At 35.2% G+C, this 18993-nt stretch carries 15 protein-coding genes; 10 read left to right on the forward strand and 5 right to left on the reverse strand.

The annotated features are described in order from the left end of the window. The first annotated feature begins 2 nt into the window (after positions 1–2). From ACMAZI_RS03875 to ACMAZI_RS03905, 7 genes are all read left to right on the forward strand, one after another. Positions 3–4991: a choice-of-anchor D domain-containing protein gene (locus ACMAZI_RS03875; protein WP_412473737.1), complete on the forward strand. Its 4989-nt coding sequence runs from the start codon at positions 3–5 to the stop codon at positions 4989–4991. A gap of 163 nt (positions 4992–5154) precedes the next feature. Next, a complete protein-coding gene (locus tag ACMAZI_RS03880) occupies positions 5155–6456 on the forward strand; it encodes a hypothetical protein (RefSeq protein WP_412473736.1) in 1302 nt (433 codons plus the stop codon). Positions 6457–6465: 9 nt separating this feature from the next. Then, a complete protein-coding gene (locus ACMAZI_RS03885; protein ID WP_412473735.1) occupies positions 6466–7014 on the forward strand; it encodes a hypothetical protein in 549 nt (182 codons plus the stop codon). After that, positions 7001–7888 (forward strand): hypothetical protein, encoded by an 888-nt coding sequence (locus ACMAZI_RS03890; protein WP_412473734.1) that lies wholly within the window; start codon positions 7001–7003, stop codon positions 7886–7888. The genes ACMAZI_RS03885 and ACMAZI_RS03890 overlap by 14 nt, the downstream gene beginning before the upstream one ends. Then, positions 7878–8504 carry a hypothetical protein gene (locus tag ACMAZI_RS03895; protein ID WP_162929681.1) on the forward strand — a complete coding sequence of 209 codons (627 nt, stop codon included), beginning with the start codon at positions 7878–7880 and terminating at the stop codon, positions 8502–8504. The genes ACMAZI_RS03890 and ACMAZI_RS03895 overlap by 11 nt, the downstream gene beginning before the upstream one ends. 13 nt (positions 8505–8517) lie before the next feature. Further along, a complete protein-coding gene (locus ACMAZI_RS03900) occupies positions 8518–9114 on the forward strand; it encodes a hypothetical protein (RefSeq protein WP_120405315.1) in 597 nt (198 codons plus the stop codon). Beyond that, positions 9114–11240, forward strand: a complete 2127-nt coding sequence (locus tag ACMAZI_RS03905; RefSeq protein WP_412473733.1) for a hypothetical protein — start codon at positions 9114–9116, stop codon at positions 11238–11240. Before ACMAZI_RS03900 ends, ACMAZI_RS03905 begins: the two co-directional genes overlap by 1 nt. 37 nt (positions 11241–11277) lie before the next feature. On the opposite strand, the gene ACMAZI_RS03910 is transcribed toward ACMAZI_RS03905, so the two are convergent. After that, positions 11278–12120, reverse strand: coding sequence for a hypothetical protein (locus tag ACMAZI_RS03910; RefSeq protein WP_334678064.1), 843 nt, complete (start codon positions 12118–12120; stop codon positions 11278–11280). A gap of 131 nt (positions 12121–12251) precedes the next feature. Further along, positions 12252–13394 carry an acyl-CoA dehydrogenase family protein gene (locus ACMAZI_RS03915; RefSeq protein WP_162929680.1) on the reverse strand — a complete coding sequence of 381 codons (1143 nt, stop codon included), beginning with the start codon at positions 13392–13394 and terminating at the stop codon, positions 12252–12254. Between the two features lie 182 nt (positions 13395–13576). Between ACMAZI_RS03915 and ACMAZI_RS03920 the strand changes: the two genes are divergently transcribed. After that, positions 13577–15304: a hypothetical protein gene (locus ACMAZI_RS03920; protein WP_114705503.1), complete on the forward strand. Its 1728-nt coding sequence runs from the start codon at positions 13577–13579 to the stop codon at positions 15302–15304. Positions 15305–15306: 2 nt separating this feature from the next. Beyond that, positions 15307–15687, forward strand: coding sequence for a hypothetical protein (locus ACMAZI_RS03925; protein WP_114705502.1), 381 nt, complete (start codon positions 15307–15309; stop codon positions 15685–15687). Here ACMAZI_RS03925 and ACMAZI_RS03930 read toward each other — a convergent pair. Further along, the gene (locus tag ACMAZI_RS03930; protein ID WP_114705501.1) at positions 15677–16519 is read right to left on the reverse strand and encodes an endonuclease/exonuclease/phosphatase family protein; all 843 of its coding nucleotides are present in this window, start codon (positions 16517–16519) and stop codon (positions 15677–15679) included. The two genes, ACMAZI_RS03925 and ACMAZI_RS03930, sit on opposite strands and share 11 nt — an antisense overlap. A 103-nt stretch (positions 16520–16622) precedes the next feature. Further along, positions 16623–17462: an endonuclease/exonuclease/phosphatase family protein gene (locus tag ACMAZI_RS03935; protein ID WP_412473732.1), complete on the reverse strand. Its 840-nt coding sequence runs from the start codon at positions 17460–17462 to the stop codon at positions 16623–16625. Between the two features lie 145 nt (positions 17463–17607). Between ACMAZI_RS03935 and rlmN the strand changes: the two genes are divergently transcribed. Then, positions 17608–18672: a 23S rRNA (adenine(2503)-C(2))-methyltransferase RlmN gene (gene rlmN / locus ACMAZI_RS03940; RefSeq protein ID WP_412473731.1), complete on the forward strand. Its 1065-nt coding sequence runs from the start codon at positions 17608–17610 to the stop codon at positions 18670–18672. A 10-nt stretch (positions 18673–18682) separates the two neighbouring features. Here the strand turns inward: rlmN and ACMAZI_RS03945 are convergent, their stop codons facing one another. Then, positions 18683–18955: a hypothetical protein gene (locus ACMAZI_RS03945; protein ID WP_114705498.1), complete on the reverse strand. Its 273-nt coding sequence runs from the start codon at positions 18953–18955 to the stop codon at positions 18683–18685. Positions 18956–18993 lie beyond the last annotated feature (38 nt).

The following is an 18993-nucleotide window of genomic DNA, read 5'->3' on the forward strand; positions in this document are numbered from 1 at the left end:
CTATGGTACGTATGCTCTATATCTTAACATTCATAACTCTTTTGGTGTCATCTTGTACACCAGTCGAGAAAGCTTCTGAAACAGCATCTATTTTAAATGATGGTGTTTATAAGCCTGTTGAATTCGAGATCATCGGTGGATTAGAGCGAGGTGAGTTTCTATTAGGTGGAAGTGGCGACGACATTTACATACGCATTAAGAATAATACAACTTATAATTTGACTGATGTCGCTTTAAATATTGATGAAAACTCATCTGCAGCCGTAAAGTTCTTCCCTGAAGATGATGGAAACGTTGCAAGTCCTGGATTTGGAGGAACTTGTGGAGTTATCGTTACTCCTGGGCAAGAATGTACTTTTCGTCTCTTTTATGGGGCGACAGTATCCGGTTCACATACGCAACCTCTTGACTTTGTTTATAAGACACTTGTTGATGAATATTCGGTAACAAAAAGCTTATCATTCTTTACAGGTACTGCCGCTTCACTCGTATTTGCTGAAGATGAAATTAATTACTCTTTTGGCGTTGTAGAAAGAACTGAGCCCGAAGTACTTAGAAAAACTCTCGTTGTAAGAAATGCTGGTGAGTTAACGGCCAGAGGTATTGCTATTACAAAGAATGACAATACGGCCTCAGGTGCATTTACAATGTTAAATAATACTTGTGGCATGGAATTAAAGAGTGAAGAAACTTGTCAGTTTGATGTCGAATTCATTCCAAAGAACTATGGTGTTGGTGCTCCTGACGGTAACGTTGACTTAGATTATACTTCTAATATTAGATTTGATTATAATCGTGATCCAGAAGGTGGGATTAGTGCTCTTAATGTTTACTTTGATGCTGTCTCAACTACAATTGAAGGTCGAATTGCTATTGGCGGTCTACCAAATCTTGAATTTGAAGATATAGTCGTTGGAAACCTTGATGATCTAACAATTAAAATCACAAATAAAGGTTATAAAGAGGCGATTATATCTAGTATTGATATTCGTGATCCTTCAAATAATCTTGTTGCTCGATGTATAAGAGATGGTAGTGCACTTCTATCTTGCCGCAGTCCTCTTAGTGATTTGACTGATCCGGCTAACGAGTTATCTCTACCTGATAACCCTTTTAAAATTACCGATACTGCAAATTGTGTAACGGATGTTTCAACTATTGGATATAGTAGAAATCCTGATGGAACTCTTGATACTGCTGGCATACGTGAAGTTGGTGGGCGCACTATTGAAGCACCAGGAGAGTCATGCTTTTTTAATATTGTATTTCATCCAAGTGTAACTTTTGAAACTGATGGTAATTTTAATAATTATAAACTCAATGTAAGATTTGATAGTACTTGGAAAGATGGGATCCATATATTTAATGATCAGAGTTCTGATGAGAACAATTTCTGGTTTGATGTCGCTGAATATTATTCTGCGGCAAAACTATCTTTTGATAATATTGAATATCGAGACCTCACTTATACTAATCAGGATCCAACTGATAATGATCTATTTGAGTTTAATTTAGGTCGAGTCTCTTTAATTGCTGATTCAAATTACAAAAGTCGAATGAAGATCAGAGTTTTAAATACAGGGACAACTGTAGGAGAAATTACATCTGTATCGGATGGAGCATCTCCAACTCCAAATACAATTACTGAATCAAGTTATCATTTCAATACTTATTATCAAAATGTTAAGCATTCAAACTGTGAATACTTAGCTGGTGGTAATGGTCAATGTGATATTTTATTTGATTTAAATCCACTTGCTTCTTCTAATCCAGATAGTGCAGCAGCAGAATTAGAAGAGAATGGTGCAATGTATGACCATATGGGAGTATTCCCAGACCGTTATAAAATTTTCCGTATTAAGTACACAGACGGAACCACTTATAACGATGATATGTCACTACGTTCAGAACAAGAAATTGAAATGAGGCTAAAGGCCTTACTTGTTAGAAAAGGCTTTCTTGCATTTAGTGATTATTCAATGACTGCTGGAACAACAATGTCTATCCCTGCCACAACGGACACAAAGTATTTCCATATGAAATTGGAAAATGTTGGAACGGGTGGGATTACTTATATTAATATGCGTGATCCGATTAACTTTCCTGGTCATCCAAGTTGGAGTCCTTCAGCTTCAACAAATCAAAGGCCTTATCGTATTATTGATAACCCAACAAGTGCTCTTATAAGTGGTGCAGATAAAGACTGCTATGATATTTTAGATTTTGGTGGAATGAATGGACCTGTCTCTGTAACACCAGGTAATAATGCACCTTCTCTTCTATCTCCAGGAGAGATCTGTACTCTAACTTTTGAAATAAAGAGAAACTCTGTCGATAAGATAGGTGAGTCTTACTATAATAATGCTGATCGAAGATGGTTAAGAGAGTTTGATACTGATACGAACGGTACAAATGATGCTAGAACATTTAATAGTAATATAACAGGTGAAACAAACTTTTCATTTGAATTCTACGATGGTGATGGAATAGCTGATGCAGCAACAGGTTATACTCCGTCTTTAAGTGGACATGGGGGATTATCAGCAACTTCTCAATATCCAATGCGTAGTGGTTCTCGTTCTCCTGCTCGATTAGTTCCTGATGCGCCTGAGCCTATGATTAGTGCTCTTTTATGGAGACAGGCCATTAGTCTTCCGAGTCAAGCACCTCTTGCTGGAGAATGGGGAAATACTTTAGCTGCCACAACTATGCCTGCAATGTATCGAGATCTTTCAAAGAATCAAGCCGCTCCTCCAATCTCTTATGCATTATCTAACTCTATAAATAGAATTGCACCTGAGCTTGATACAAGTTTTGATTATGTATTCTATGGTGGAACTTACTATGCTAATGAAACAAATGTTGTTTCAATGAGGCTTTCAAATAGTGGTGTTCTTCCAGCAAGATCACTTTCATATTCAATTACGGGAGATAGTGAAATAACACTCAATCAGACAACTGGTTTTATCTCTGGTAATTCACAAGGTATATTAAAATTAAACTTTGCACCAACTGCACCGGGACTATATCTAGCTACAGTTGACGTTGATTATCTCGATAGCTCTCAAACTTTGATTGATCGAGATACGTATTCTTATAATGACAATATCAAGACATTAACGATATCAGTCGTCTTAGAAGCGGTTGCGGCAACTAATGGAAGACTGAGTGTAACTTCTCAGCCTTTTGAAGTTTTATATGATGAGGCAACTGATTCACATACTGAAAATCTTCTTCCAGATTCATCTAGTCATATTTTAAAAATGAACGAACTTGATACAAGTACTTATGCTGTAATTGAAGCAGTACGTGGCTCAAGAGTTTATGCAAAAACTCGATTCTTTGCTGAAAACACTGGATCAACAACAATTACAGATTTGAATTTCAATATTAAAACGGGAGCAGGAGCCTCTGTACATGCAAATATTTCAGGTGGATTAGGTTATATTCTAGAAAGTTCAACATGTACTGGCCCACTGGCACCAGGAGCTACTTGTTACTTTGATATTAAGCATAATGCTTCCTTGAGTGAGCCTAATCAAACTACCAGAGTAGGGGTTCTATCTTATGATCTAGGTTCAGATCAGTATTATAGTGAAATGTTTCAGATAGAATTTCTTGCTGTTGATCCAGCGAAAGTAGAAATAGGAAGTATTTCGACAAATAATATCGTTGATGAAAATGGTGGCTTCATTCAAGATGCTTTCCCAATTGATATTGGTTTTTATGATGATACTAACCACCCTCTTCTCACTACATATCCAGGGGGAACAGTAGTAAAAAATGTAAACCTTCAAAATCCAAAAGCTGAAAAAGCAAGTTTCTTAAAGCAGTATCGTAACTATGTTGGTGATCAAAATGCAGTGATTCCAGCTGGAGTTTATCATACTATTTATAACACAGGCTCAATTCAGATCGAGGCCAATCGAGCATGCTTTTACGGGGATGATGAAGGTGGCCCACTTTCTGTTGATGAATGGGGATTTAATCAATCGACAGGAGCAAATTGTATATTCAGAATTACATATAATTTTGATGAATCATATGTTGGTCAAAAGATACCAGAGTCTGAGAATTATGCTGTTTTAGAATATTACGATAGTAAGCGTGCATCGAGTACAACGATGCCAATTTATATAACTGGATTTGTTGAACCAAATAGAAGCTCTGTTGGTGATGACTCAATTACTAATGTAAGTGTAACTTCTGAAGGTGAGGTCTACTTAGAATGGGAAGCGTTTACTCCTTCTAACATAAACTGGGGAAGTATACTTCGTTATCGAGTATTCTATTCACAACTTTCAAATAGCTTCGATAATATCTTTGATGCTTCAGGTGTTGATTATTTTGATACTGTTGGAAATGAAACGTATATAACACTTACCGGGCTTGCTCCTAGTCGTTTCCACTATATTTATATTGCAGCTGTGAGACAAACTCCTGGTGGAACGGAATACTTATCTGTAGCGCCAACAATGACGACGAAAGAAATTGTTGTACCAGATGAAACTGCAATTTACGATTATGAGAGTAAAATGATTATTGACCGATATGCTCTACCATACGGTTCTGGTGTACCTGATTTTGCTAATAAAGAAAGTGCAAGGCAGTCGTGTGCAACATCAAGTCGCACAATTAAAAAGCAGGGTGTAAATCGAACAAAATACAAGTCTTTAATTGATTATAATGATTACTTATTAATTAATTCAGATAGCAACAATAGTGACTATATGTTCTACGCATTTCCTCATTGGTTAGATGATGAAGCAACAGATGTAGAGCCATTATTTTCTCCAGACTTTAATTGTAGTGAAACTAGTAAATACAATAGTGTTGATAATATTATGTATGTTAAAGATTGTGATACTTGTGCGTGTAATATCTTATCAATGATTGTTGGTGGAGATATGTTCCCGATGGATTCAGTCGTCTATACGTATGATGACTTCAACGGGGCCGCTCGATGTAAGATTAAGCAGTCAGATTTCTAAAAATCATCTCTAAGTAATCGTTTTTATTTAAGAGATAATTTTTCCTGATTAAAATAAATTTAGTTTTAAAATAGAATGGTGATTGATGAGAGTGTTCAATTTTCTCACATTCACCATTTTATTTGCATTCTGCGTTGAGGGGTTTGCAGACGTACGTCCGTACATGTCCTTAAAGCTTGATGGACTCAATGATTTAGAACAGGTGGATAAGCGTTTCCTACGTAAGTCTGCCTTGGAAATTATCCTTGCCTCAAATGAGTTTGAGGTCCTTTTAAACGAAAATAGTACAAATTCAGTATTTGAAATAAATAACTATGTACTCATCGCTAAAGCTGATCGAAACAAAGATAGGGGATATAGGCTTAATTATTCTTTAAGAAATATTTCTGCAAAGAAGACAATTGCATCTGTTAAGAGATCTTCAATTGATCGCAAACGTCTCCAACTGGAATCTCGACGAATGCTATATGAGCTCTTCTATGGAGAGAACTTTGATCTCTCAACTAATGAGCTAAAGGTAAATAAACTTAGAAAAGAGCTTATTGCAGATATTGAAAAGTCTCAGAAGGACTCGCTAGGCCCTGAGATCGATACACCACCATCTGAAAGCGTTGATACAGCTGATAATAAGGAAAATGAAGCAGCAGTTAAAACAGAAAGTTCAAAAGTTGTTAAAGAGGAAGACGAATTAAAAGTTGCATCTAAAAAGAAGAAAAAGAGAAAGTCAAAAAAAGAGACTGCCAAAATTAGTGAGTTTAAGTCACCAAATCTTGATTTACGTAGAAATATTAAGCGTGAAGAGAAGAAGGCCAGTAAGTTAACATTAATTCCAGATAGCTTCTACGCAATCGGTTACTTAAAAGAAACAACAAATGCAAATAACCTTGTTAGTGAAGGCGAAGAGGTGAAGTCATTAACAAATCTATCTAGTATTAATATCACTTATTTGAGCAATATTAAGATTGAGGAATGGGATGAGTACTTCAGTGTTGGAGGAGCATTCTCTTCTATTCTAAGTGAAAACCCTTACGGTATTGCCCCTCGCTTCTCTCTATATGGCTCATATAATAAAACTTTATTCACAAACACATTCTTTGGATCTGTTGATATTGAATATGAAAAGATCAGCTTCGCTAGTATTTCTGATCGTGGAGCAGGCTTAAAGGGCTTTGCAAATTCAACATTGTGGGCCGGTGTTGGGCTTAAGTATATTGATGAGATGTGGGGAAAAAAAGTGGTAACTCAAGGCTTTTATAAGAAAGCGCTTGTAGGTTCATCTGATTTAAGTAGCGATGGAAATAGTGTTGTGATTGAAGGAACAAAATTGACATTAGATATGAGTGTTAATTTTTATAAGAAGTTTGGAGCTGGACTATTTCTTGAGATGGCTAGCTTTAGCTCAACATCAAGTAAAGTGTTTAATACAGAACACCAAGTTGCTGGTGTTCGATTTGTTTATAATTAGGGAACTTTTGTGGATTTATTAGAAAAGGTTGAAGGTATTTTAAATGAGAGTGAGCATCGTTCCAAGAACGTTGTTGACGAAACTTTGATTTACTTTGGTGATAATTACAATAAAACAGAACTCGATCTTAATGAGTATTCTAAACGCTTACTGAAAATTAGTTTGAATCTATTTCAGCAAAGTGGTGTGGAACTTACTACAAATATCTTAAAGAGCTGTCGTGAGAATGAAATTTTAAACGCAATTAAGTCATATCAATTCTTTGCTGCAGAAATTGTAAAACTTAGCTCTGGGTTTAAATATTTAGAAAAGGTAAACCTATATGTTACGCCAACGGCTTTATCTTTACGATTGTTTGACTGTGGCGTTTCAAATGAAATTGTCGATGAAAAAAATAATAATCTTGTGAGAAACTTCAATGTAAATGGTGTAGCAATTGCTAAATACGAAGGTGAAACAGGATCAAATAAATTAATAATTAAACTAAATTATAAGAACCTTGAAAGAGTAAATAAAATTTTCAACAAGAAAGAGGCCGTTTGTGATGGAATTATTTAAGTCAAGTCGAACAGTGAAGAGTGATAATGAGGCGAGTGAAAAAGGGATAGATCTTTTTAAAAACCTATCTGGACTTGGAATCGTAGTAATTGATGATAACGACATCATTTTAAAAGCTAATAAAGTTTTCACAAAAATGTTTAGTGAAGTCGATGCTATAGGCTTGGCCTGGGAAAAATTCTTACAGTGTAACTTTAAGAAGGAACGAGCTAACAAATCAATGCCACAAATTTTCAAATATAAGAACGATATTCATAGTGATTTTATTATGCAAACAAGCATGGATAGAGAGACCGGGTATCGTTATTGTTGGGTATACAAAATCAATTCTCAATTATTAAATAATATTGCACAGAATAGAACGATGTTAATGGAGTCAAAGAAGTTTGATGTATTCAATTATCTAGAGGATTCTATCTATAAGAAGAGCATTCGTTGGGAAAATTCTAGTTTAAAGTTACTTGAAACAACTTTTGCAGATGAAGCATATCTTTATTCTAGTAACAAGGATGCTCGTCGCTTAATTGATGACTATGTTGAATTAGTTTATTCAGTTATTAATTTAAAAGATATTAAAAGTCATGCAAATCTAATCTTAAAAAGAGAAGGTCAGTCTCTATTAATCAGTGCAAGGATTGAGGATTTTAATTTCCAGCTTTCAGATTTTCAGACAAGACTAAAGTGGAATGGTGCAAGTCTTAAACTTTCTGAAATCTGTCATGAAATCGAGCATCGATTAGAAGAATTATATGTTTCAGTTACACTTAAGAATAGAAAAGAGAATGATAAGTCATCATTGTTTATCGAATTAAATGTTGCCGATGTTGATGGAGTTCAATGGCATAAAGCTGATAACAAGGTAAGTGATGTATAGCATTTTAAAAATCACTTTCTTATTCTCACTATCATTTTGTGTTTTAGCTACTCAGAAATTTTATAACAGCGCAAGTGTGTCTTTAGGGATGATGAATCATTCTGTAACACCAAATGAAAGTGCTCTTGTGAGTACGGATGGAAGTGGCTCCTCTGATGAATCAGCTGAAGCAGCTGCGGCTGCTGTATCGGCAATTTCTCTTCAAGTTAACTGGGAATTTAAGTCAGAACTTACAAAAAGTTATTATGTAAGTGGTGTTCTTCCTATGATGTCGGCCGAAGGAACTGGTGTTTACTCAGCTGTGGTAGGGATTAATTGGTATTTTGGCGAGATCGGTACAAAGTATTCTTATACTAATGGTGGTCAAACACTAACGATTACTCCTTCAAGTAAATATTACTGGGGAGCATTTGTTGGTCCTGGTTATGTTGTCTACAACACTGAGTCAGCTAAGTTTACAGACATATTCTTTGATCTAGGTGTAAATCTTGGTGGATTTTGGCGCTGGGGAAAGGATCGAGGAATAAGGGCCGAAGCAACTGTTGGTCGAGCAACAGGAATCAACACAACGGGAATTAAAATGGGGGTCTTTGTAGGTATAAGCCAATATCTATAAAGGATTAATTTTTATGAAGTTATTTATTATTTTTATTACTACACTAAATACATTTGCCGCAACAATATCGATTAATTCAAATCCAAGTGAATGTGATGTTTATGTTGTTGATAAGAACGGTAAGAAAGTTTCGATTGGTCAGACACCATACAAAGCTGAGATGGAAACACTTCAATCAAATTATGGAAGTGATGGACCAATTCAAGTTGAAGTATTTAAGCCTGGGTTTGAAGCATATAGTATTTCTGTTCCTTTTCTAAAAAAAGGGGATGTTGATATAAATGCAAACCTAAAAGTAGAGAAGAATATTCGTTTAGCTCAAGACTTTGACTTCTTAGTAGCAGATTTATTTGATGTACTAAGGTTAATGCGAGGAAAGAATCTAGAGTTAGCTTTTAAAAAGTTAGAGAAGCTAGAGGCGAAGTTTCCTCATTTTTCAATTATTCATGAAATGAAAGGTTCAATATCATATATGAAAAAAGACTTTAAAAACTCTTTATCTTTCTATCGAAAAGCTTTTGGGATTAATCCAAAAAATATGGAAGCTTATAGAATGAAAAAATATTTGGAGAAGAAATTTAATATTGCTTCAAATAAAGGTGAAAATTAATGAGATTACGTGCTTTAGTAGTACTTATATCAGTTTCTTGTTTAACGGTATTTGCAAATTCAGGAATGAGTGTTCTTCCTAGCTTAGAATGGCAAAGAAGTGAATTAGAAGCAAAAGTTTACGTCAAGATGAATCGTGGTGTTAGAGTTATTCTTAATCATGATTACTACTTTGTTGATGTCGAAATTGCTACAACAGCTCCTGAGGTTCCAAAGTTTAATATTCCTTTAAATAAATCTAATAATAAAGGCCTCTCAGGCAATGATAGTGTTGAAAGTAAAACTGTCGATGCTGAAAATGAGGCTAAAGCAAAAAAAGAGCAAGAAGAATTAGATAAAAATGGAAAGAAAATTAAGTTCACCAATGACTTACCTGAGGCAGATTATGGTGAAACTGTTGTGTTTTCAAAGTTTGGTATGGAAGCTCCTCTAATTGATGATTTCAATGACTTTTCACCAAGCGGGAAAATCCTACTGACAATGGGGGATGATTCAAAGGCCAAAATTGAAAAAATTAAAGAAGGCTTCAAAAAGGAAAAAGAAGCATTAAATAAAGAAATCTCAAAGCTTAAAGAAGCAACAAAAGAAAAGCCAAGCTTTGTAGAACAAATGTGGAAATATAATACTTCAATTGATATTTTTAAAAATATTTCAGCTGTTAATATTCTCGTTCGTCTTCCAGAGTCTATCGTTAAAGAAGAAAGAATACGAATTGAAAAACTTATTCAATCAATTAAGCTAGGGGTATCTGGTGTTAAACCAAAATTCACTTTTGAATATACGGTGAAAATGCCTATACAAGAGAAAGAAACACTCACACCAAAAGACTTTATTAGTGCATTGAGTGGTGTTTCAAATATTATTGCAATCGTTCTAGGTGTTTTACTTATTGGTTTAGTGGGAAATCGATTAATATCAAAATTCTTTGAGTTAAGTAGTGGCTCTCAATCGGGTGGTAATTTTACTATGCAAAATGATAGTGCCGATGATGAAGATGAAGGGAGCTCAGGAGATGCCATCGCAGCTGGGGGAGCCGGCGGAAGTGATGGTATTGGTGTACATTCTTTAAATGGGGTGGAAAGATTTAAGGTCTTTGTGGAAAATACTCCTCAAGAAGCAATTCTACTTGTTAAGAAATGGCTTGCACAGGGAGATAAGAATTCTAAAGCAGCGTTAAGAGCATTGGTTCAACAAATTGATAATAATGCACTTAAGGAGATCTTTAAGATGCTTAGTGAACCTGAAAGGGCAGCATGGCGTGATCTATTGAATTCTCCTTTGACAGCAAATGAGCTAACAGGGGCCAATGACTTCATTAGTAATCAAATTGTTCAAAGTGTTATTGTTCCTTCTCTTATTGAAGATCCAAATACTTATGATTTACTTTTAAAACTTAATTCAGATGTAGTTAAAAAAGTTTATCAAGAAGAACCTTATATTGTTGCACTTGTTCTTAATGCATTAAATGATAGTTTTGTCGCAGAGGTTTTATCGACTTGTGATGATGAAATCGTTTCAGAGATTTTGCAAAGTTCAGTAGTTATAAAGGAAGAGGAAGTAAGAGATGGACAGGCTAAGATTAAAGATACTTTAAGTAAGTATATTGAAACAAAGTCTAACTTACCATTTGTTGAGAAGTTATTTGAAATACTTCCTAAGGTAACTTCAAAAGTTGAGAAATCAATATTTGAGACTTTAAAAGATAATGTTACATTTGAGCAATTCTTAAGTCTTAGTAGGGACTATTATCCGGCAGAGTTAATTGATTCTTTACCTGAGAAGTTCTTAAAGGAAGCTTTAACTCAATATGACTTAAAGAAAAGAGTTGCAATGTTAATGGGTCTAGATGCAGAGATGAGAAATTACTATCTCGATATATGTGCGCCAGATGGGACTAAGGCAAGAGATCTAATTTCAATCGAATTTGAAACTATTGAGCGAGATGAAACACTTTTAAATAAAGTGATGAATGAGAAAGAAGATAATTGGAAAGATTTTGTTTCATATGTTCGAACTCTTATTAGTAAAGATAAAGAGTTTAAAAGCGAGATTGACTCTGTTGTTCATAATTGGGTTAGTCAGAAATATGGTGAAACAAATAGTGATTCACATCTAAAAGTAGCATAAATAAAAAGCAGCTCTAAGAGCTGCTTTTTTTATATTTTTAATAACCTTGCCAATTTTCATCAAAGCATGAACTATCCATCTCTCGACAGCCATAGAATCCACCATGGTCCTCTGTTGTTCGATAAGCATTCTTCATACATGAATAAACATCTTTATTCTTAGGCTTACAATTTGCATAAATAATTGTGTCCATATGCTTTGTGAATATTACGTCTTTTCTATAATTCAAATACCCGTGATTTCTCATGACGGAGTGCTTAGCTCCTAAGACACGACAATTCATTGCAACAGGTGCACCTGTACTTGTACTCACAATTGGTTTCGATGTTACACGTGCAAGAATATTTGGATTCCAAGCATTCCACTTCTCTTCGTATTCATCTACTAGGCCCATTAAGTGAAGTGCTTCATGAACAACAGTTCCACAAGATAAATCAACAGCGTAATTTCTCGAATTTGAACGAGCACCTCTACCTTGGAGACCGATATTTACCTTTGGTGGTTTATCAACTCTAGTGCTCTTATCCCATAGTCTTAAACTTAGTTTTCTTCCTGCACCATCAACAAGGTTTGATCCTTTGGTTTCATAGCAGCTTTTAATATGTCTAAGTAAACGAGTGCGTAATTTGGAATTATCAGATTTTATATTTAAATTGATATAAGCGAGGTAGTGTTCGCCTGCAACGTTTGCACGCTTAAGCGTGTACTTCATCTCAACTCGTGTACGACTGAAGCTTGGTGAGAAGTTTACTCTCATTTCTTGGCCACGCTTTAACTCATTACAATTATAGACATCGACTTTTCCATCAACTTTTACAAGTGCAAGTGCCTGTGTTGAAACAGCAGCAAGAAGTATTAATTTTTTGATTTTGTTGTTCATTATCCCTCCCATCGAATTGAGGGATACTACCTAACGTTTTTGCGCGTCGCAATGGAGTTGTAATATTTATCGAAATAGATAGCCAAGTAGCTGAAACTACTTGGCCTATTATATGAAAATTGAATTCTGAATTACGCTTGAGCGGCCTTGAGTAGGTTCTTGGCGATAATCATGATCATCACCTCATTTGTCCCAGCACCAATCTCATTAAGCTTATTATCTCTCATCATACGCTCAACTGGGAACTCTCTTGAGTAACCGTATCCACCGTGAAGTTGGATAGCATCAAGAGCAATCTTAGTTGCCATCTTTGGAATCGCAAGTTTAACCTGAGCTGCAACTACTGGACCTTTCTCTCCTTGATCGTAACGGTAAGCTACGTTGTAGAGGAAGTTTCTCATCATTTCAGTTTCTGTTGCCATCTCTGCGATCATTTTTTGGATCATTTGATATTCACCAATATTTTTTCCAAATTGTGATCTTTCGTTAGCATATTTAATACACTGATCAACACAAGCTTGTGCGATACCAAGTGAGATACCTGCAATTGTGATTCTTTCAATCTCAAGATTTTTCATCATGTGATAAATTGAATCACCTTCGTTACCAACTAGTTGTTCAAGTCCAACTTTAGCGTTGTCAAAGATTAGCTCTCCAGTAGGTGATGCACGCATTCCCATTTTGTGGATAGGGCTACCAAAGTCAAAGTGACCTTTATCTTTTTCTAGGATGAAAGTCGAAAGGTTCTTTCTCTCTTTTCCTGTTCTTGTGTAAACGTAAGCGATATCTGCGTATTGAGCATTTGTGATCCACATCTTAGTACCGTTAAGAAGATAGTGGTCGTCTTTCTTTTCAGCTTTTGTTTGGATACCAACTGCATCTGATCCGTATTCTGGTTCAGACATTCCCATACAACCGATGTGCTCACCAGTGATTAGTTTTGGCAGATATTTTTCTTTTTGTTCTTTAGAAGCATTGTTTTCGATGTTGTTAACACAAAGAATTGAATGAGCTAGATATGAAAGAGTAGATGAAGCACAGGCCTTTCCAAATTCTTCCATAACAATCGTTGCTGATAGTGCACCCATTCCTGCACCACCGTATTCAGGATCAGCAGTAATACCAAGGACTCCGATTTCACCCATCTTCTTGAAAGCATCCATGTTGAAGCTTTCTTCTGTATCATGCTTTTCTGCAACTGGAGCAAGCTCCTGTCTAGCAAAGTCGCGACACATTTTTTGGATTTGTTTCTCTTCCTCTGTGAAATACCACATAAATCTGTTCCCCTCTGTCATATTTTAGTCGAAATAACTTACCGTGTCTTACATCCAATGGCAAACGGCAGGGTAAATGTTTTTTGACAATACAATATATTGATTAAGTAGGTGAAATTTGTAAGTACTTGAAATTGTCAAAGCGATTCACATGCCCTACAATTTTTTTAAGGAGTAGATAGATGCTTACAACACCTGTAGTCAAGGATGAGGACACGGTATTTCCAGGGGAGAATTGGTTCTTCTATTGGAAAACTTCCGCTTCCCTGTGGAAGTCCAAAATCGAGAAAACGTCATTAACTGATAAGATAATCGTACCAATTAATTGGAGTTTCCATACGGACACTGGGGATAAGATCGACTTTGCGGATCAAAAGCCCGAAACAGACTTCAAAAGACTCTATGATATCTGTCGTGAGCTAGAAAAAGAGATTATCTTTTTACTTCCGATTACTCCTGTTCCTTATTTACCAAACGGTGGTATTCCATATCTCTTGGCCCGCACGGCAAGTTGTGATGAGTATGGAATTAATCGAGCAAGCGCAGATAGTGAAGGAACAATACATAAGTTCTATAGCTTTTATGACCCTCGTGTCTATAAAGGCTTTTCAAGATTTTGTTCTCAGCTTTCTGAATACTTTGAAAAGAACGAAATAAAAGCTCCTCTTTGGGGTGCTAATTGTGGTCATTATACTCATGGCTATTTTCGCTCTTATCTCTATGATCGATCAGTTGCTTTTAATAGTGGTTTTTCCAAATTTATTGAAATGAAAAAAGCTGAGTTAAAACTAGACAAGATTACGGCCGATCAAGAGCAGGATTTTATTATTGAATACAATGATACGATCTCAAGTATCTATGAAGATATTTCTAAGAACTCACTAAAAGAAAATTGGCAGGGAGTGAAGAACTTCTCTTTCTTAGAAGGGGAGATGAATTCAATTGAAGCTCGTATGCTAGATCAGATTAGTGATACTAAAATTATCGATGATGCACTAAAGAGTCTCGATAATGGCATTATGCCTTCTTCTATTTTACTTCCTAACCGCAATAAAGTTGGTATTTATTCTGACTTGAAAAAGCAGGTTATTAATTCATCTCGCCTAGATGAGTTTTTTAATGAAAAAACGATAATTGCGGATAATGATTTTATTTTTAAAGCCTCAAGCGCCGTCAATATCTTTCACAATGTAAAGGATCAAAGAAGTAAGGATCAAATTGCAACATCTGGTTTTTTAGACTTCTGTAAGAAGCACTTTAGTTGGGATTACCGATTTTCTAATATTGAAAATTTTGATTGGGAAGACTATGTCGAAAGTTCATTTCAATTCTTCTACTTTAATGGAAGTGAGATATCGACTGAGAGATTGGGGAAGGTGCTTAAGCTCTTTATGAGTGGTGGAAAGGTTATTATTGATATTGCAAAGCTCGATGTGGCCCTAAAAAGAAGACTTGAATCCTTCTATCTTGAAAATGAATTAAGTGTTGAAAAAATTCGTTATCTAACAGAGATAAATACCATCACAATGGGTGAGGGAAGATTATTAATATTTAATAGTGATGACTTTTCAGAAAGCTCAGATGATGAACTCGATAATTTCTGGAAGAAAGTGACAACAAGTATTGGCCATAGCTCTTGCCAGATTTCTCATAGTGGTGAAATCAGATACAAGTGGCAGGAAAGAGGAGTGGCCTCTTCAGACTTAAAGTATGACAAGGTTAAAAGAGTTAGTTTCTTTAATCCTTCTAGTTATAAACAGAAATTAAGCTTAAAGTATCCTTCGGAATATGTGTTTCAAAAAATGATCGATCAAAATCATGTTGAAATCACGAATACTCCTCATGAGATTGAATTAAGTTTTATGCCTAAGGGGACAATCTCTTTAGACTTTGGGATTATATCGGAGTAATTATGGCATCACGTGAAGATAAAATTCTCTATGTAAGTTACGTGTATAGTGAAAAGGTTAATCTCTTTTTGATTCGTGCATTATTTACTCTTAAAACATCGATCAACTTTCATGATCTCGACTTAGATCAAAGAATTGAAGTTACATCAGATGGGTATATCAGTGGTTTCTTTGATGAAGAAGAGCTGACGAAGTTTAGTTACGATTTAAGCGAACAATTCAAACAAGATAAGGTTTGCCTTATATCTCCAGAGGCATTTAATAATTCTCTAGAAGCTTCAAATAAGATTGGAGATTTAATTGATAAGTTTATTGAACACGGAAATATTTTAGAAAACCCTGATCGAGTAAAAAGGGGATTCCTATCGAATATTATTCGATAGGAATTCTAAAGCTTGCTTGCAGAGGCTTGTGATCTGCACCCTGAATATGTCCAAGGACATTGGCTTCAATAAGCTCTAGGTCACGATACCAAATATAGTCTAATTTATTACCAAGCCATTTCATTCTTTTATCTTGGCCAGTAAAGCTAGCTTCAGTAAAACCTTGTTCTGATAATAGCTTTCTCATCATCTTAATTTTCTTTTTAGAATTTGTATTAAAGTCTCCAGCAAATACAACTGGTCCGGAAGTCGTTTTGATATATTCAATAACTTGTTTAAGTTGCTTTTCAAGCTTTCTCTTTCTTACAAAATTGATTGCATGAATATTGATAAAAGTAATATCTCTACCATCTTCAAGACGATAACTGCTTGCTAAAGAGAGCTTTGGTGTGCGAATAAAAGGTTCTTTCACCTTACTTCTTAGGGGTGTTATTTGTACTGTAGGGTATTTAGAAATATTTGTTACACCTGTTTTATACTTACGCCAGCTAATAAATGAAGTTGCTAAAATCACCTCTTGTTCAAAAGGGTTTATAAGTCTATCTTTCATTTCACCTTTAAGCTTAAACTCTTGTCCTAGCAAGATATCACTTTCATACATGAGATCATCAAAGTCATTTGCCCAGCTTTCATTCTTTCCTTTATACATATTCCATACAGTTAATTTGAACTCATTTGGAAAATAGCAATCACGACAAGAAAGTCCTTGGTGAAAGTCAATAATCTTATTCTTAGCTGGAATCTTGTGAATGAAAGAGTGTTTATTATTTACTGATGCAAAAGCAGGTAGTGATACCATAGAAATTAGCATGCTTATCATAAGCATTTTCATAACAAATCCTTTTGTTTGAAATATTAATTTCTAAGATTATCTCTAAGTTTTAGTATTTAAGCAAAAATAGAGAGGTGAAATTTTCTTTTTCTTAGATATAGTGTCAATAACTGACTTCAAAGGTAGCCTGCATTGGTTTATGATCCGATCCTTCATTTTCATTTAAGACGCGGGCCTCTAGTAGTTGGAGTCCTCGATACCAGAAATGATCGAGTTTTTGCCCTAGAAAAGTAAGGCGATCATCTTTTCCAGAGAATTCAGTTTTCTTAAAGCCTTGAGCTTTAAAAAGTAGATTCATTGAAATCGTTTTAGATGGAGTATTAGTATTAAAGTCGCCCGCAAAGATAATTGGACCTTCTAGATCTTTCACCTCATCAATTAATTCAGAGACTTGATTATAGAAAGGAATTATTCCAACAAAGTTTAAAGCATGAATATTTACGACAGTAAGGACTTCGCCATTTGAAAGAGGGTAGCTTGTTACAAGTCCCATCTTTGGTGTATTTGCTAGAGGCTCACGTGACTGACTTCGGTATGCTTTTTTTGAAATTGAACTAACTTTTGAAGATGTGAAGACACCTGTTGCTTCTTTTTTAGTATTGATAAAAGATGTGGCCATAACTACTTCTGAATTAACTGGGTTTTCAAGTTCTGTTTTCATATCCCCAGAAAGAAGGAATTCTTGACCTAATATAAGATCACTCTGCGCATCCATTGATTGATATTCTCTTGGCCAACTTGGTTCACTACCTTTGTACATATTCCAAACAGATACAGTAAAGCGCTCTGGAATTGTGCAGTCTTGGCACTTAATAGAACTATTTGATTCTAATATTTGAGACTTAGCTGGAACCTTAAAGATGAGATTTGCTAGGTTATTTCCTGCATGAACATTGATATTAATGAATGTTGTTAAAATCATGAAAATGCTTAACTTTTTCAAATCGAATCCTTTTTCACTGTTTTTTATTGTATTTCTTCCAAATCTAACTATAAATCTAGCTGAAATCGCAAAAAAACTACAGACAAGCTTGTAAATATTATGGACTGACCATATATATAGCACTTAGCATTTTTTGGAGTATTTAATGGAAAGGCCACTTTTCTATTCACTTTCACCTAAGTCATTAAAATCATTTCTTGAAAGTAATGGTCAAAAGGCTTTTGTGGCCACTCAGATTCTTAAATGGGTTTATGAAAAATATGAGTTTAACCCTGAAAATTGGACAAATATTTCCAAAAATCTAAAAGATCTTCTGCTTGAACACTTTGATTTTAACCTTCCTAGAATTGTATGGAATGGCCTATCAAAGGATGGAACGAGAAAATTTCTTGTGGCCATGCGAGATGATAAGACAGTTGAAACTGTTATGATTCCTGCTCGTTCAAACCGCAAGACTCTTTGTGTTTCCTCTCAAGTTGGTTGTGCTATTGGCTGTACCTTTTGTCACACAGGGACAATGGGCTTAATGAGACACTTGGAAGCAGGTGAGATCATTGGTCAATTCCTGGCCGTAACAAAGTTTCTACGTGATAAGGTTGGGCCAGAAGAGCGTCTATCAAATGTCGTCTTTATGGGACAGGGTGAGCCTCTTCATAACTTTGAAAATGTAAAAGTAGCAACTGAGCTAATGGTTAATGAAAAGGCATTAGGTCTTTCTCAAAGAAGAGTTACGATTTCAACTTCCGGACTTGTTCCTCAGATTAAGAAATTAGATGATTTTCCGCCTGTGAATATCGCTATTTCTCTACATGCTGCCCATAATGATATTCGTACTGAATTAATGCCAATTAATAAGGCATTTGATTTAGATCGTCTTCTTGGTGCCATTAAGGAAATTCCGCTAAAAGCACACCGTTATATCACATATGAATACTTATTAATTGATCAGTATAATGATAGAGCTGAGGATGTGACAGCTCTCTTGAATCTACTTCCAAAAAAGGTTTCAAAAATAAACTTAATCCCATTTAATGAATATCCAGAATCAAACTTCAAGCGTCCAAGTGTAAGTCGAATCAATTGGTTTAAAAACCAGCTAGAAGATGGTGGAATAACGACGACTATTAGAACGACAAAGGGAAGTGATATCCTTGCAGCATGTGGACAGCTAAAGAGTGAGCTTGAAAAAGATGCGAATCTTTGGGACTAATTAAAGACGATTATTTCTTATTCTCGTAATCCCAGTATTTAACTTTTGAATTCTTTGATGATGGAAGACGTTTTGACTTTTCCGCTTGCTCATCTTGATCAACAGTATAACCATCTTGCCATTTTACTGTAGCTTTTTTGTTAACTACTTTCTGCTTAAATGAGATGGGCTTCTTTGATTCTGAGTGAAAAAATGCAGGTGCTTCATATTTCTCAGCAGAACATAAACCCGACTGTATTACTAAGGTAGTAAATACCAAAAGTTTAAAGTTTACTGATTTCATAAAATCCTCACATATTCCCATTAGGTTAATATCCAATA

Origin of the sequence: Halobacteriovorax sp. YZS-3-1, assembly GCF_047084945.1 — a bacterium.
Classification (GTDB): Bacteria; Bdellovibrionota; Bacteriovoracia; order Bacteriovoracales; family Bacteriovoracaceae; genus Halobacteriovorax_A; species Halobacteriovorax_A vibrionivorans.

Bases quoted from the DNA above. Each gene is read 5' to 3' on its own strand.
- ACMAZI_RS03920 (WP_114705503.1), top strand. From the start codon at position 13,577: ATGCTTACAACACCTGTAGTCAAGGATGAGGACACGGTATTTCCAGGG.
- rlmN (WP_412473731.1), top strand. From the start codon at position 17,608: ATGGAAAGGCCACTTTTCTATTCACTTTCACCTAAGTCATTAAAATCA.
- ACMAZI_RS03930 (WP_114705501.1), bottom strand. From the start codon at position 16,519: ATGAAAATGCTTATGATAAGCATGCTAATTTCTATGGTATCACTACCT.
- ACMAZI_RS03875 (WP_412473737.1), top strand. From the start codon at position 3: ATGGTACGTATGCTCTATATCTTAACATTCATAACTCTTTTGGTGTCA.
- ACMAZI_RS03945 (WP_114705498.1), bottom strand. From the start codon at position 18,955: ATGAAATCAGTAAACTTTAAACTTTTGGTATTTACTACCTTAGTAATA.
- ACMAZI_RS03890 (WP_412473734.1), top strand. From the start codon at position 7,001: ATGGAATTATTTAAGTCAAGTCGAACAGTGAAGAGTGATAATGAGGCG.
- ACMAZI_RS03910 (WP_334678064.1), bottom strand. From the start codon at position 12,120: ATGAACAACAAAATCAAAAAATTAATACTTCTTGCTGCTGTTTCAACA.
- ACMAZI_RS03915 (WP_162929680.1), bottom strand. From the start codon at position 13,394: ATGTGGTATTTCACAGAGGAAGAGAAACAAATCCAAAAAATGTGTCGC.
- ACMAZI_RS03900 (WP_120405315.1), top strand. From the start codon at position 8,518: ATGAAGTTATTTATTATTTTTATTACTACACTAAATACATTTGCCGCA.
- ACMAZI_RS03880 (WP_412473736.1), top strand. From the start codon at position 5,155: ATGTCCTTAAAGCTTGATGGACTCAATGATTTAGAACAGGTGGATAAG.
- ACMAZI_RS03925 (WP_114705502.1), top strand. From the start codon at position 15,307: ATGGCATCACGTGAAGATAAAATTCTCTATGTAAGTTACGTGTATAGT.
- ACMAZI_RS03905 (WP_412473733.1), top strand. From the start codon at position 9,114: ATGAGATTACGTGCTTTAGTAGTACTTATATCAGTTTCTTGTTTAACG.